Source organism: Eudoraea chungangensis (assembly GCF_029360665.1).
Classification (GTDB): Bacteria; Bacteroidota; Bacteroidia; order Flavobacteriales; family Flavobacteriaceae; genus Eudoraea; species Eudoraea chungangensis.
Map to the genome: position 1 here is coordinate 260,318 of NZ_JARDUB010000004.1, position 14,860 is coordinate 275,177.

The 14,860-nt window shown below is 36.8% G+C and carries 15 protein-coding genes; 5 read left to right on the plus strand and 10 right to left on the minus strand.

The genetic code is table 11. The features are described 5' to 3' along the window. Positions 1-10: 10 nt before the first annotated feature. The 6 genes from pdxH to rpsA all read right to left on the minus strand — a co-directional run bounded on the left by pdxH (position 11) and on the right by rpsA (position 5,558). Complete coding sequence (pdxH, locus tag PXG98_RS11135) at positions 11-658, minus strand: pyridoxamine 5'-phosphate oxidase (RefSeq protein WP_276391114.1); 648 nt, start codon at positions 656-658, stop codon at positions 11-13. Between the two features lie 103 nt (positions 659-761). Further along, on the minus strand, positions 762-1,667 hold the full coding sequence (locus tag PXG98_RS11140; RefSeq protein WP_276391116.1) for a ribonuclease Z: 906 nt from the start codon (positions 1,665-1,667) through the stop codon (positions 762-764). Between the two features lie 59 nt (positions 1,668-1,726). Continuing rightward, entirely contained in the window at positions 1,727-2,062 is a 336-nt protein-coding gene (locus tag PXG98_RS11145; protein ID WP_276391117.1) for a ribonuclease Z, read from the minus strand. A gap of 5 nt (positions 2,063-2,067) precedes the next feature. Further along, positions 2,068-2,994, minus strand: coding sequence for an aspartate carbamoyltransferase catalytic subunit (locus tag PXG98_RS11150; RefSeq protein ID WP_276391119.1), 927 nt, complete (start codon positions 2,992-2,994; stop codon positions 2,068-2,070). Between the two features lie 3 nt (positions 2,995-2,997). Beyond that, entirely contained in the window at positions 2,998-3,537 is a 540-nt protein-coding gene (gene pyrR / locus PXG98_RS11155; protein ID WP_276391121.1) for a bifunctional pyr operon transcriptional regulator/uracil phosphoribosyltransferase PyrR, read from the minus strand. A gap of 182 nt (positions 3,538-3,719) precedes the next feature. Continuing rightward, positions 3,720-5,558: a 30S ribosomal protein S1 gene (gene rpsA, locus PXG98_RS11160; RefSeq protein WP_276391122.1), complete on the minus strand. Its 1,839-nt coding sequence runs from the start codon at positions 5,556-5,558 to the stop codon at positions 3,720-3,722. A 257-nt stretch (positions 5,559-5,815) separates the two neighbouring features. On the opposite strand from rpsA, the gene PXG98_RS11165 reads away from it, so the two are divergent. After that, positions 5,816-6,196, plus strand: a complete 381-nt coding sequence (locus PXG98_RS11165) for a LysM peptidoglycan-binding domain-containing protein (RefSeq protein ID WP_276391123.1) — start codon at positions 5,816-5,818, stop codon at positions 6,194-6,196. A 29-nt stretch (positions 6,197-6,225) separates the two neighbouring features. On the opposite strand, the gene cmk is transcribed toward PXG98_RS11165, so the two are convergent. Then, on the minus strand, positions 6,226-6,930 hold the full coding sequence (cmk, locus tag PXG98_RS11170) for a (d)CMP kinase (protein ID WP_276391124.1): 705 nt from the start codon (positions 6,928-6,930) through the stop codon (positions 6,226-6,228). Between the two features lie 82 nt (positions 6,931-7,012). Beyond that, entirely contained in the window at positions 7,013-9,430 is a 2,418-nt protein-coding gene (gene lon, locus PXG98_RS11175) for an endopeptidase La (RefSeq protein ID WP_420909567.1), read from the minus strand. A gap of 248 nt (positions 9,431-9,678) precedes the next feature. Between lon and PXG98_RS11180 the strand changes: the two genes are divergently transcribed. The 4 genes from PXG98_RS11180 to PXG98_RS11195 are packed head-to-tail and all read left to right on the plus strand — an operon-like array spanning position 9,679 to position 12,620. Continuing rightward, positions 9,679-10,230: an RNA polymerase sigma factor gene (locus tag PXG98_RS11180; protein ID WP_276391128.1), complete on the plus strand. Its 552-nt coding sequence runs from the start codon at positions 9,679-9,681 to the stop codon at positions 10,228-10,230. A 2-nt stretch (positions 10,231-10,232) separates the two neighbouring features. Next, complete coding sequence (locus PXG98_RS11185) at positions 10,233-10,796, plus strand: hypothetical protein (RefSeq protein WP_276391130.1); 564 nt, start codon at positions 10,233-10,235, stop codon at positions 10,794-10,796. After that, entirely contained in the window at positions 10,777-11,868 is a 1,092-nt protein-coding gene (locus PXG98_RS11190) for a DUF4097 family beta strand repeat-containing protein (RefSeq protein WP_276391132.1), read from the plus strand. Before PXG98_RS11185 ends, PXG98_RS11190 begins: the two co-directional genes overlap by 20 nt. 20 nt (positions 11,869-11,888) lie before the next feature. After that, positions 11,889-12,620, plus strand: coding sequence for a head GIN domain-containing protein (locus PXG98_RS11195; protein ID WP_276391133.1), 732 nt, complete (start codon positions 11,889-11,891; stop codon positions 12,618-12,620). Between the two features lie 40 nt (positions 12,621-12,660). Here the strand turns inward: PXG98_RS11195 and PXG98_RS11200 are convergent, their stop codons facing one another. Then, positions 12,661-13,983 carry an MFS transporter gene (locus PXG98_RS11200; RefSeq protein WP_276391135.1) on the minus strand — a complete coding sequence of 441 codons (1,323 nt, stop codon included), beginning with the start codon at positions 13,981-13,983 and terminating at the stop codon, positions 12,661-12,663. Positions 13,984-14,039: 56 nt separating this feature from the next. Further along, the gene (locus PXG98_RS11205; RefSeq protein ID WP_276391136.1) at positions 14,040-14,855 is read right to left on the minus strand and encodes a M48 family metallopeptidase; all 816 of its coding nucleotides are present in this window, start codon (positions 14,853-14,855) and stop codon (positions 14,040-14,042) included. Positions 14,856-14,860: the final 5 nt, after the last annotated feature.

Genomic DNA, 14,860 nt, shown 5'->3' on the forward strand with positions numbered 1-14,860 from the left:
TCTACTTATTTTAAGGAGCAAGTCGTTCTATTTTCCAATTATAATCTTTCTGTAAACTAAACCGAATTCTATCGTGAAGTCTGTTGGGCCTACCCTGCCAAAACTCCATAGAAACCGGCCTAACAAGATATCCTCCCCAGTTTTCCGGTCGCTCTATTTCTTTGTTGGAATATTCCCTTTCTAATTTTCGAAGTCCTGATTCCAATTCTGCTCTCGACGAGATTACTTCGCTTTGTCTAGATACAATAGCACCTAATTTACTTCCTTCTGGCCTTGATTCAAAATAACCATCTGAGAGATTTGCAGCAATTTTCTCTGCATTACCCTTTATTATAATTTGCCTTTCTAAATGATGCCAAAAAAAAGACAAACACAGTTTAGGATTTGCTTCAATTGCCCTCCCTTTTTCGCTCTGGTAATTGGTGTAGAAAATAAAACCTTCGTGTGTATATTTTTTTAAGAGTACTACCCTACTCTTCGGAAATCCGTCTAAGCCGATAGTCGCCACTGTCATAGCGTTGGGCTCTTCTAAACCATCTGCTGATTCTACTTCATAATACCATTTCTGAAATAGTTGCATAGGGTTGTCAGAAATATTGCTTTCTAACAATTCCCTTTTCGTATAAGATTTTCTTTTATCACTAAGATCCCCTTGCATTGCACTTGCTCTTTTAGGTATTTACACAAAGTTGATGAAAAGATGTATAAAATTGAAAGAATATCTCAACTTTATATAAGGCAAAATTCCCTACAATCGCCCTTTAAATATCGATCACTAATCCATCCTTGGCGAGGCAGACCGCCTTAAAATGTTCGGATGCTTCTTTTTTAAATGCATCACAATCCTTATATCGGGTAGAAAAATGCCCAAGGATTAAAAGGTCAACGTTCGCTTCTAAGGCAATTGACGCAGCTTGTTTTGCCGTAGAATGTTTAGTTTTTGTTGCCAACTCCCTATCGACCTCTAAAAAAGTTGACTCATGATATAAGGCATTAACATTCTTAAGCAAGGGAATAATCTGAGGATAATATGCAGTATCGCTACAGTACGCGTATTGTTTTGGTTTTGGAGGATCAAAACTGAGTTCTGTATTCGGAATTAGGTCTCCATTTTCTAATTCTACTGCCATTCCCTTTTTAATCTTTTTAAAATAAGCTTTGTCAATTTGATATTTTGCAACAGCAGAAGCATTGAGTTTTCTTTCTTCAGACAATTCACTAAAAAGAAATCCATTGGTGTAAACTCTATGGTCTAATGGAATTGTTCTGACCGCCACAGAACCATCATTAAATACCTCCATGGAATCAAGGGTAGTTAATTCGTGAAAAATTAAGGGGAAGTTAGTCCAGGAATTACCAAGTTTTAAAAGCATAGTAATTACCTCTTTAATACCTTTTGGACCGTAAACATGCAATTCCTTTTCTCTTCCTAAAAGCCTGAATGTAGAGATAAGTCCTGGCAAACCAAAAAAATGATCGCCATGAAGATGCGAGATAAAAATATGTTGTATTCTAGAAAACCGAATACCCTTCTTCCTAAGTTGCAATTGTGTACCCTCTCCACAGTCTATTAGAAAAACATGACTCCTAATTTCAAGTACTTGCGCACTCGGGTTCTGAAGTGCCCTCGGAGTGGCTGCATAGCAACCAAGAATTGATAACTTCATGTATAAACTTAGTATATTTACTTTTTTAAGGCAGTGTTCATTTAATCTAAAAAGAATTACTAAAAAAGATCGAGGTCTCTTTCTATTTCTTCCAGGTCAATAATATCTTTTGCTTCTTGCACTGTTGGAGCCACATTTAAATTAACCGGAACCTCTTCATAATTTATGCTATTAGACACCATGACGAATGATTTGCCTTGCGCTCTGTGTTTTTTAGATACTTCTAAAAACTCTAAAAGATCTTCAGAACTTAAGTCTGAAAAATTTAAAACATCAATAATTAGATGGTCTGCCTTAATCCTGTCATAGGCATCATTTAAATTGTCTAAAAAATGAGATAAAGAAGTTTTTTCCTGGGATACCGTAGTTATAGTGCCTTCTTTATCAAAGTTCATATGTACTATTTAATTTTAGATGCTAGCAAGTAAATTACTGCCATCCGAATGGCAACCCCGTTTTCCACTTGGTTTAAGATAATAGAATGTTCGGAATCTGCCACATCACTTGTAATTTCCACCCCCCGATTAATCGGTCCTGGATGCATGATAACAATTTCTTTGTTCAATTCTGATAAAAGGGCTTTATTAACTCCAAATTGCTGTGTATATTCTCTTGTGGAAGGGAAATAGCTCATATCCAGTCTTTCGTTTTGAATTCGCAACATATTCGCCACATCACACCATTCTAGGGCCTTTTGAAGATCTGTTTCAATTTCAATACCTAAGGTTTCAATATATTTTGGCAAGAGTGTGCGAGGGCCACATACTTTAACCTTCGCTCCCAGAAGCTTTAGTGCAAAAATATTAGATAAGGCCACCCTAGAGTGTAAAATATCCCCAACAATAACTACGTTTTTGTTGGCCACATCCCCGAACTTTTCACGAATAGAATAGCAGTCTAACAAAGCCTGTGTTGGGTGTTCATGAGCGCCATCCCCAGCGTTAATGATAGAAGCGTTGACATGTCTAGCGAGGAAAATACCGGCACCTGGGTTTGGATGTCTCATCACTACCATATCTACCTTCATGGATAAGATATTATTCACTGTATCGATAAGGGTTTCCCCCTTCTTAACAGATGATTGTGCTGCAGAAAAATTTATAACATCAGCAGATAGTCTCTTTTCAGCTAGTTCAAATGATAATTTAGTTCTTGTACTACTTTCAAAAAATATGTTTGCAATTGTGATATCTCTTAAAGATGGCACCTTCTTTATTGATCTATTTATCACTTCCTTAAAGTGATCTGCGGTTTCAAAAATGAGTTGAATATCTTCTTCCGTTAGATATTTAATTCCCAACAAGTGGTTTACACTTAATTCACTCATATTCTATTTATTGACCAAATAAATTATATCTTTTCCTTCATTCTCTTTCCAAAGAACCTTAACTTTTTCTTCGTTAATTGCATCTACCTGTCGCCCTCTATAGTTTGGTTGAATGGGTAGGTGCCTACTAAACCTTCGATCTATTAGCGTAAGCAATTCAATTTCTTTTGGTCTCCCAAAAGACTGTATTGCAGTTAATGCAGCCCTAATACTGCGTCCCGTATATAGTACATCGTCTATAAGAACAACTTTTTTGCCCTCGATAAGAAAATCTATTTTTGTTTTACTAGCCTCCAGAGTCTTTTCTCCTCTTCTAAAATCATCACGATAGAAAGTAATATCCAGAAGTCCATGATCTATATGATTTACTTTATAGTCTTCTTGAAGAATTTTAGTGAGTCTTTGGGATAAGAAGCTACCCCTGGGCTGAATGCCCAGCAATACTGTTTCAGAAAAGTCTAAATGATGTTCTAATAATTGACAAGCCAAGCGATGCAGTATAATGTTAATCTCCTTAGAAGAAAGCAATACTTTTTGACTCATGTGCTGTTAGACCTTCATTTTTCAAATACAAAAGTAGGGATTTCTCCTTAAACCCTTGCTCAGATTTTTTATATTCTATTTTGTTCCAAAATAGCAATACCCATCATTACAGAATAAAAAAAGAGCCTTGGTTTTATCACCAAGGCCCTTTAACCTAATGTATTTAGGATACTACTTTGAAATTATTTCTTTTTCTTAGCAGCCTCCATTTTATCCTTCAGAGCCTGAAGTTGCTCATTAGCGTCACCAAGTGTAGGCTTAGATTCATCAGCAGAAACCGCTGCTTTCTTCTTAGCCGCCTTTACATTTCGCTCTTCTTCTTCTTTGAAGATAGCAGTATGACTGGCAACTACACGCTTAAATTCCTTGTTAAACTCAATGATTTTAAACTCAGCTTCTTCGCCTTTGCTCAGCTTCTTACCGTCTTCTTTTTCCATATGTCTTTGTGGAACAAAAGCAGTAATATCATCGTTAAACTCAATAATTGCTCCTTTGTCTACAATTTCCGAAATTGAAGCTTTGTGTACTGTTCCTAACGCAAATTCCTTTTCGTACTTATCCCAAGGATTTTCTGTAGTTTGCTTGTGTCCAAGACTTAACTTACGTCCTTCTACATCTAATTCAAGTACTTCCACTTCCAGAGTATCTCCTACTGCAACAAACTCAGATGGGTGTTTTATTTTCTTAGTCCAAGATAAATCAGAAATATAAATAAGTCCATCAATACCCTCTTCTAATTCAACAAAAACTCCGAAATTAGTAAAGTTTCTTACAATTCCTTTGTGTCTTGAACCAACAGGATATTTTGTGGTTATATCGGTCCATGGATCTGGAGTAAGTTGCTTAATACCTAAAGACATCTTACGATCTTCTCTGTCTAAGGTTAATACAACAGCCTCTAATTCATCTCCTACTTTTACAAAATCTTGCGCAGATCTTAAGTGGGTAGACCAAGACATTTCAGAAACATGTATAAGACCTTCTACACCTTCGGCTACTTCTAAGAAAGCACCATAGTCGGCAATGACTACCACTTTTCCTTTAACCTTATCTCCAATTTTAATTTCGTCACCCAAAGCATCCCATGGATGTTTTTCTAATTGCTTTAATCCAAGTTGAATTCTAGACTTGTTGTCATCAAAGTCTAAAATAACTACGTTCAGCTTTTGATCTAGCTCCACTACCTCGTTTGGATGGTTTATTCTACTCCAAGAAAGATCTGTAATGTGTACCAATCCGTCAACACCTCCTAAGTCGATGAATACACCATAAGACGTAATATTTTTAACTACACCTTCAAGAACCTGACCTTTTTCAAGCTGACTAATTATTTCCTTCTTCTGCTCCTCGATATCAGCCTCGATTAGTGCTTTGTGAGAAACGACCACATTTTTGAATTCATGGTTAATTTTAACCACTTTGAATTCCATATTTTTCCCAACATATTGGTCGTAGTCTCTAATTGGCTTCACATCAATTTGAGATCCTGGTAAGAAGGCTTCAATTCCAAAGACATCTACAATCATTCCACCTTTGGTTCTGCATTTTACAAATCCAGTAACAACCTCTTCTTTGTCATGGGCTGCATTTACTCTATCCCAAGCCATTATTGTTCTGGCTTTTCTATGAGAAAGAACAAGCTGACCACTTTTATCTTCACGTATATCAATAAGCACCTCTACTTTGTCACCAACCTTTAAACCTGGGTTGTAACGGAACTCATTCAATGAAATAACACCTTCCGATTTTGCATTAATATCGATTATAGCCTCTCTATCGGTAAGATGCGTAACCGTTCCTTGAACTACTTCTTCGTCTGCAGTATCAACGAAGTTTTCTCCAACCAACTTTTCAAATTCTTCCAATTTGGAATCTTCTACTCTTTCAATTCCTTCCTCGTATTTCTCCCAGTTGAAGTTTTTCAAGAACTCTTGTGGATCTTGTTTAGGTGTTTCTACCTTTTGCTCTACTTGTACTTCAGTAGCTTCTGCTACTTCCGTGGTTTGTTTTTCTTCAGCCATTTGCTGATTTAAATTTGTATTTCGTGGTACCTACAAGAGATTAGCAATTCCCACAAAAGTTGTTATTTTATTTAGCTTCCTTTCTCCTCTTGATTATCTGCAAAAAAGGAGTGCAAAAATACAATATAATTTCCGTTTTACAAAACACCCCTTATAAAGCCTTTTAATTGAGTTAAAAGCCTTTTCTAAAATGCTTAATTACAGACAAAAATTTGTACCTTGTTACCTATTAATCACTAAACATAATTACAATAGAAATGAGTGTAAAATCGAAATATCAGGCAGTTCTAAATTTAGGAGAACAATTAGGAATAAAAAACGGGGATGTTTCTGAAGAAAATGGTGTCTTAAAGGTAAAAGGAGAAGCGGGTACTGCCTATGAGAAAAACCTTATTTGGGATAAAATAAAGGAAATAGGCGGAGAAAATCCTTCCGATATTAAAGCCAACATAACCGTTGGAGATTCTAGTGTTTTCCATAGACATACTGTAAAAAGCGGAGAATCTTTGAGTAAAATAGCCAAGCAGTATTATGGAGACCCTATGAAATATACCGCAATATTTGAAGCCAATACTAATATTTTGAGTAATCCAGATGTGATTCACCCAGATCAGGTGTTGGTCATTCCGAATTTATAAATTTTTGAAGTTTTATTAGAAGAGAGCGCCTATTGGGCGTTCTTTTTTTTGTCAATAATTTGGGTGGCAAAATTATGTATTCTCTCAAATTGTTCTAAAAGACCCATATCACTATTATCAAAAGGAACAGCGTCTTCAGCCCTTCTAAGAGGAGATATTTCTCTATGCGAATCTATATAATCTCTTTCCTCTACATTTTTTAGTATTTCACTATAAGTGACCTCTTCTCCTTTTTCTAGTAATTCTTTATATCTTCTTGCTGCTCTGGTTGCGGGAGAAGCTGTCATAAATACCTTGAGCTCGGCATCTGGAAAAACTACTGTACCAATATCGCGCCCATCCATTACCACACCTTTGCTATGTCCCAAATCCTTCTGAATTGCCACAAGTTTTTCGCGAACCTCAGGAATTGCCGAAACCTTGCTAACAAGTTCAGAAACTTCCATGTTTCTTATTTCTCCCTCTACATTTTCATTGTTTAAATAGATTTCGCCATATCCTTTTTGTTCATTGTATTTAAACTCCAGAGATACCTCCTGTAGCAATGCTATCAGTTTTTCCTTATTTATACTATTATTCTCCTTGCACTCATTGCGCAATGCGAATAGCGTAATAGCTCTATACATTGCACCTGAATCTACGTATAAATAGCCCAGGGCTTTAGCCAATTGTTTGGCCACCGTACTTTTTCCTGTAGAAGAATACCCATCTATGGCTATGGTGATTTTTTCCATTTGGTTAATTTAGAGCTACCCTTAAATCTTTAAAAACGTATTATTTCCTCATTGCAAGCTACTCAAAAGCACTGTATTTAAACTATAATTTCTTTGCATTTTTAACCTTCTGATTGGTTATTGCTATATTAATTACCTCGCTCATTTCCGTAACATAATGGAAAGTTAATCCTTTGAGATAGGCTTCCTTAATCTCCATTATATCCTTTCTGTTTTCTTCGGATAATATTATTTCTTTGATACGGGCTCTTTTGGCCGCAAGAATTTTCTCCTTAATCCCTCCTACTGGAAGCACCTTTCCTCTTAGGGTAATTTCTCCAGTCATTGCCAGACTCTTTTTTACCTTCTTCTGGGCAAACAAAGACACCAAGGAAGTAAGCATTGTAATCCCGGCACTTGGACCATCTTTAGGAGTTGCACCCTCTGGAACATGGATATGAACATTATACTTGTCGAATACGGACGGGTCTATACCAAAGCTATCTGCATTTGATTTTATATATTCCATGGCAATGGTTGCCGATTCTTTCATAACCTTTCCCAGATTTCCAGTTATATTAAGACTTCCCTTACCTTTTGATAAGATAGATTCAATAAAGAGAATGTCTCCACCAACACTTGTCCAAGCTAATCCAGTTACCACACCCGCTACATCGTTGTTTTCATATTTATCTCTTTCCAAACGCGCAGGACCTAAAACTTTTTCGATTACCTCTTCAGATACTTTTATATCGTATTCCTCTTCCATAGCTATGGATTTCGCAGCAAAGCGCACCATCTTTGCCAATTGCTTTTCCAAACCTCTTACACCAGACTCCCTAGTATAACCTTCTACAATTTTTTCGAGCTGTCTTTTCCCAATTCTCAAATCCTTAGCCCCCAGTCCGTGCTCTTTTAACTGCTTCGGCAAGAGATGTCTTTTTGCAATTTCTACCTTTTCTTCAATCGTATACCCCGTAACATTTATTATTTCCATCCTATCCCGTAGTGCTGGTTGAATGCTGCCAAGGTTATTTGCGGTTGCGATAAACATCACTTTAGATAGGTCATAACCCATTTCCAAAAAGTTATCATGGAACTCGCTATTTTGTTCCGGATCCAAAACTTCCAACATGGCCGATGACGGATCTCCTTGGTGGCTAGAACTTAATTTATCAATCTCATCCAAAATAAACACAGGATTAGAAGTAGCTGCTTTTTTAATACTTTGCAAGATTCTACCCGGCATTGCGCCAATATAGGTTTTTCGATGCCCTCTTATCTCGGCTTCATCTCTAAGGCCACCTAAAGACATTCGAATATATTCTCTCCCTAGTGCCTCAGCAACAGACTTCCCTAAAGAAGTTTTGCCCACTCCAGGAGGTCCATATAAACAGAGTATAGGTGATTTCATATCATTACGTAACTTAAGGACAGCCAAATATTCAATGATTCTTCGCTTTACGTCCTCCAAACCATAATGATCCCTGTTGAGTATCTTTTCTGCTCTTTTTAGATCAAATTTATCTTTAGAATATTCATTCCATGGTAAATCCAAAAACAAATCCAAATAATTTCTTTGGATAGAATATTCGGCTACCTGTGGATTCATCCTTTGCATTTTAGCTAGTTCCTTATCAAAGTGTTCACCTACTTTGTTGTCCCATTTTTTATCTCTGGCCCTAGATCGCATCTCTTCTATCTCCTCATCATAGGATACACCGCCTAATTCTTCTTGAATAGTCTTCATTTGTTGATGAAGAAAATACTCTCGCTGCTGCTGATCCATGTCATTTCGAACTTTGGATTGAATATCCTTTTGCAATTCTAATTTTTGCAATTCAACATTCATATACTTTAAGGTGGCCAAAGCTCTTTCTCGGAGATTTCCGATTTCTAAAAGTTCTTGCTTATCTTTTACATCCAGATTTAAATTTGAAGAAACAAAATTGATTAGAAATGAATTACTCTGAATATTTTTAATGGCAAACGAAGCCTCACTTGGAATATTAGGATTGTTCCTTATTATTTTAAGTGCTATCTCTTTTATGGAATCAATAATCGCCAGAAACTCTTTGTCCTCAGCTTCTGGTCTTACCTCTTCGGCCTCCCGGATCGTTGCGGTTAAATAAGGGGTTTCTGTCAGAACTTCTGCAACTTCAAAGCGCTTCTTGCCTTGAATTATCACCGTGGTATTGCCATCAGGCATCTTCAGCACCCTCAAAATTCTGGCAACAGTTCCCAATAAATTAATATCCTTTACCCCTGGGTTTTCTGTCTCCTCATCTTTTTGAGATACTACGCCAATAACTTTTGATCCTTTATTAGCATCCTTTATTAGATTTATAGAGGTATCTCTTCCCGCTGTAATTGGTATTACAACTCCGGGAAACAAGACGGTGTTTCGCAAAGGCAATATTGGAAGTGTCTCTGGTAAGTCTTCCTTGTTCATTTCCTCCTCATCTTCTGGTGTCAACAGAGGTATTAGTTCAGAATCTTCATCAATCCCGTGTAACGTCATATTGTCAAATTTTAAAAAACTGGAATGGCTCATAGCTCAATTATCGGTCAATCTGTCATCATTAGACAGCTTTTTACATTTAACTATCCTTTTAAAACTAAGAGAATTTAAATAAATAAGTCTCAAAGCGCATTAGATAGCTGCTTTTTAACTTCCTTAGGACAATAGTTGTGCCAACTAAGATTTTTTTACTTAGAAAGTGTAACAATCGTTAAATTCAGCAATCTATTAAGCAAACCATTTATTTTTTGAGCCAAAATAAATTAAATACCGAAGAATTAATTCAATTGTGTCTAGAAGGCAAATCCACTGCACAGATGGAGATTTACAATAGGTATTATAAAGCGATGTATAACACCGCAAACCGAATAGTAAAAAATCCAGCGGAAGCCGAGGATGTAATGCAAGATGCCTTTTTAAATGCTTTTACTAAGCTAAACACCTATAAGGGGGAAGTAGCATTTGGAGCCTGGTTAAAAAGAATTGTAATAAATAAGAGTATCTATTATTACAGAGCACAAAAGAAAAAAAATGAAGTCGGTCTAGATGATTATTTGTACAAGGTCGAAGATAATGATGAGATTTCTGAGGATCATGGACGTTCAGAACAATTGGCTCAAAAAGTAATGGACACCATGAACCTTTTAAAAGATAATTACAGAATTTCTTTGACCTTACATCTAATTGAAGGTTACGATTATGAAGAAATAAGTGGAATAATGAATATAAGTTATGCTAATTGCAGAACCACCATTTCAAGAGCCAAAGAAAGTTTACGAAAAAAAATGAAACAAGTATAGCGATGAAAAAAGATACTATTGACGAATTATTTAAAAGTCTTGAGGGTTCCTTCGATTTAAATGAACCGGCAGATGGTCATAAGGAAAGGTTTTTGAGAAAACTAAACCAGGAAACCAAGGTAGTCCAAATAAGTAGTAGCTCTAAAAGTAAGTGGTGGAAACCTCTTAGTATAGCAGCATCTATAGCTTTATTAATCGCTGCCGGTTCTACCTTATTTATCAACCAGCCAACGGTAGAGCAACAGGTAGCTAACATTTCACCGGAAGTATCTCAAACCCAATTTTACTTTGCTAGTTTAATTGAGGACCAAATAAAAGAATTAGAAAGTGCTAGTACTCCGGAAACACAGAAGTTGGTAGAAGACACGATGATTCAATTAAAGAAACTGGAAGCGAATTATGTAAAATTAGAGCAAGATCTTATTGAAGGAGGTAATAGCAAGTTAATATTAAGCGCAATGATCACCAACTTTCAAACAAGAATAGACCTTCTGCAGGAGGTTATGAATAAAATGGAAACAATTAAAAATTTTAAAACTTACAACGATGAAAATCTTACTATTTAAATATACCCTAGCAATCTTGCTAGTATTGCCTGCATTCGGTAGTGCGAAGGATAAGGATCTAAAAGGGAAATATACCAAAGAGAAAACTATTAAAAAAGAGTACGAGGTTAATGCCGATGCACTTTTAAAAGTATCGAATAGTTACGGCAACTTAAATGTGAGTTCCTGGAGTGAAAACCGCATAGTTATTGAAGTTCATATGAAAGCCAGTGGTAATAACGAGAGTAAAGTTCAAGATAAATTGGATGACTTAAATGTAGACTTTGAGGCTAGTAGTAGTATGGTGTCGGCAAGAACAACTTTTAACAAAGGTAAAAGTAGTTGGGGTTGGAATTGGGGCAACAGCAAAAATGTGAATATGCAAATAAACTATACTATTAAAGTTCCTATTAAGAACAGCGTACACTTTAATAACGACTATGGGAACATTATACTGGATCGAATAGACGGCCATGCGAAAATAAGTTGTGACTACGGGCGTCTCGAAATTGGTGAACTACATGGAAGAAATAACGAGTTAAAATTTGACTATACATCAAAATCAACCATAGACTATATAAATAGTGGTAAAATAGCAGCTGATTACTCAGGGTTTACCATCCAAAAAGCTGGGGACCTTCAAATCAACGCAGACTATACCAACTCTACCATTGTACAAATGGAGAACTTAGATTACACTAGTGACTATGGGAAATTAGAGGTTGGAGAGGCTAAAAATGTTCAGGGTAATGGTGATTATATTACTGTAAACCTGGGAAATATTCACGGTAACGTAGATATTAATGCAGACTATGGTTCTTTAAAGATCGATAATCTTGCTTGGGATGCCGGAAACGTTTCTATACGTACAGACTATACAGGAATTAAGATAGGCTACGATCCGTTGTACAACTTCAATTTTGAAATATCCACAGAATATGCTGGGGTAAGCGGCAAGGATGATTTTGAAGTAAATATTAGCAAAGAAAAATCAAACGAACGCTACTATAAAGGTTATTATGGCGATGCGGCCAGCAGCAACATGGTTTCCATTAGTAGTGATTACGGAGGAATTAGTTTCCACAAAAATTAAAACACAAAAAACACTAAATCATGAAAAAAACATTTTTATTAGGACTAGCATTAATTTTATCCACTATTTCTTACGGCCAATTCGGAAAAAAGATAAAGGGGAATGGTGACAGAACAACCGTACAAAGATCTACCGCAGAATACAATGTAATCGCCGTATCCGGTTGGTTTGACGTAAATCTTGTTGATGGCAAAGAAGGTCAAATAAGTCTAGAAGGAGAATCTAACTTACTAGAGCACATAAAAACGGAGGTAAAAAACGGAAAGTTAGTGATTAAAGTAGCCAAAGGAGTAAACCTACAGCCATCGTCTTGGAAAAACAACGGGGGGATTTATATCACAGTTCCGGTAGAATCTATAGATGAAGTTAGCTTGTCGGGTTCTGGGGATATTGTTGGTGATAAAACCATTAAAACTGCAGATTTCACTACAAACCTATCCGGTTCTGGGGATATTTCACTAACTATAATTGCCGATAATGTAACTGCAGGAATGTCTGGCTCAGGAGATATCAATTTAAGCGGTAAAACCAATAATTTAGAGGTACATATTTCTGGCTCCGGAGATATTAAAGCCTATGATTTGGAAGCGAATAATGTAGATGCCAGTATCTCCGGTTCGGCAGATATTAAAGTTACGGCAAATGAGATGTTAAAAGCAAGAGTTTCTGGCTCAGGGGACATACATTACAGAGGTGATCCAACAAAAATAGATAGTAAAGCATCAGGATCTGGTGACGTAAGTAAAGGTTAATACATCAAAAGACGAATAGTTTATCACCCTGGCGTAACTGTCAGGGTTTTTTTGGCACTTTAGTGAGTAAGTAAAAACCAAGTAGAAAAAAAACGCCGAGAAAAATTGTTGCGTCGCGCATGCTCCCTGTAAATTGAATTATTGCTGCATATAAAAAAGTGCCAATTACAATCCCAATTTTTTCAGCAACATCATAAAAACTAAAAAACGAAGCTGTATCCTTGGTTTCTGGAATGTATTTGGAGTAGGTAGAACGGGAGAGGGCCTGAATGCCTCCCATTACCAAACCTACAAAGCCTGCCGCAACATAAAAATCGATTGGGGTAATTAAGAAGTAGGCATAAATACATATGATTACCCAGAGAAAATTAATAAACATTAAGGTCTTAATATTTCCAAAGCGTCCGGAAGCCTTTGCCGTTAGGGTAGCCCCTAAAATTGCAACTAACTGAATAAGCATGATACTAACTATAAGCCCCATGGTTCTTTCATCATCCGATCCCCACTGAATTTCCTCTTCGCCAAAATAGGCAGCAATAAGCATAACCGTTTGAACCGCCATACTATAGACAAAAAAGGCTACTAAATACTTTTTTAGTCTAACTTCTCCCCCTAATTGCAGCCACACACTTTTTAGCTCCCTAAATCCATTCAGAACAACATTTTCTCTCTTTCCTTCCCTCTTCCTTCCTTTGGGTAAGTAAAAAAAGGTATACTGACTAAAAAGTATCCACCAGATTCCAACGGTGACGAAAGAATATTTCATGGCAATAATTTCTGCCGCATTATCTGCTGTATCAAGAATACCAAAAGTAGAAGGGCTCATAACCATCGCCAGGTTAAAAAGCAGAAGAATTACACTACCGATATACCCCAAAGAGAAGCCTTTGGCACTTATTGCATCTTGTTGTTCTGGGTATGCTATATCCGGTAGATAAGAATTATTTATGGCAAAACTTACCCAAAAACCTACAATTCCAAAAAAATAACAGATTATTCCTAGGTAGATATTTTCCAAAGAAAACCAATATAATCCAATACAGGAAACCCCTCCTAGATAGCAGAAGAATTTCATAAAGACTTTTTTATTCCCTAAATAATCAGCCACTCCAGACACTAGTGGCGTAACTATGGCTATAAACAAAAAGGCTGCGGAAGTAACATAACTAATTAAGGGTGCCCTGGCGATTTCTCCTCCAAATACCTCCACCTTTTCAATTTCTGCAACTCTAAAAAGGGCTCCATAAAAAATAGGGAAGATTGCTGAGACAATGGTTAAACTATACACAGAATTAGCCCAGTCGTAAAAGGCCCATGCATTGAGGAGTTTTTTACTCCCCTTGGGAAGAATTCGTAATTTCATTTAAAAAGTATATGCACTAAGAATTCCTTTGAAGATACCATAAATTAATAATAATCCTATTGGAAACTAGTAACCCCAAATTTCTTTGCTTCTTCCTTAGCCTGTGGAGCCCAAGCAGTAAGGTTTTGAATCCTTGTATCGTTAGAAGGATGTGTACTTAGAAATTCAGCAGGTGCCTGTCCGCCTGCTTTTTCCTTCATCCTTCTCCAAAGTGCTGCGGCTTCGTCTGGATTGTATCCAGCAATAGCCATAATCTGTAGTCCAATCCTATCTGCTTCTGTTTCATGACTTCTACTAAAAGGAAGCATTACGCCAACGGATGAACCTATGCCATACGCCTGATTAAACATATTTCTAGATTGAGGATCCTGAATGGCGATATTTCCAGCTACCGCACCAATTTGTTGCAGAGTACCGGCACTCATACGTTGCGCCCCATGATCTGCAAGGGCGTGTGCAACCTCGTGCCCCATTACAACCGCTACGCCGGTTTCCCCATCACAAATAGGAAGAATTCCAGTATAGAAAACAATTTTTCCTCCTGGCATACACCAGGCATTAACCGTTGCATCTTTCACTAGATTGTATTCCCATTGGTAGTCTTTTAAGTAACCCGGATACCCATTAGCATTTAACCATCTCTCCGCTGCAGAGGAAATTCTTTGCCCAACCTTTGTTATCATCTTGGCCTCAGCATTATCTTTCAGCACATTATTCTGTCCTAAAAATTCATCATATTCCGCAAAAGCCATTGGAAACACCTGACTATTTGGATAAAAGTTTAAAACCTTTTTTCCGGTAAAAGGGTTTACTTTACAAGAAACGAGCAACCCCAGCATTGCCGCAAAAAAATAACAACTCCTGACTTTCATACTTT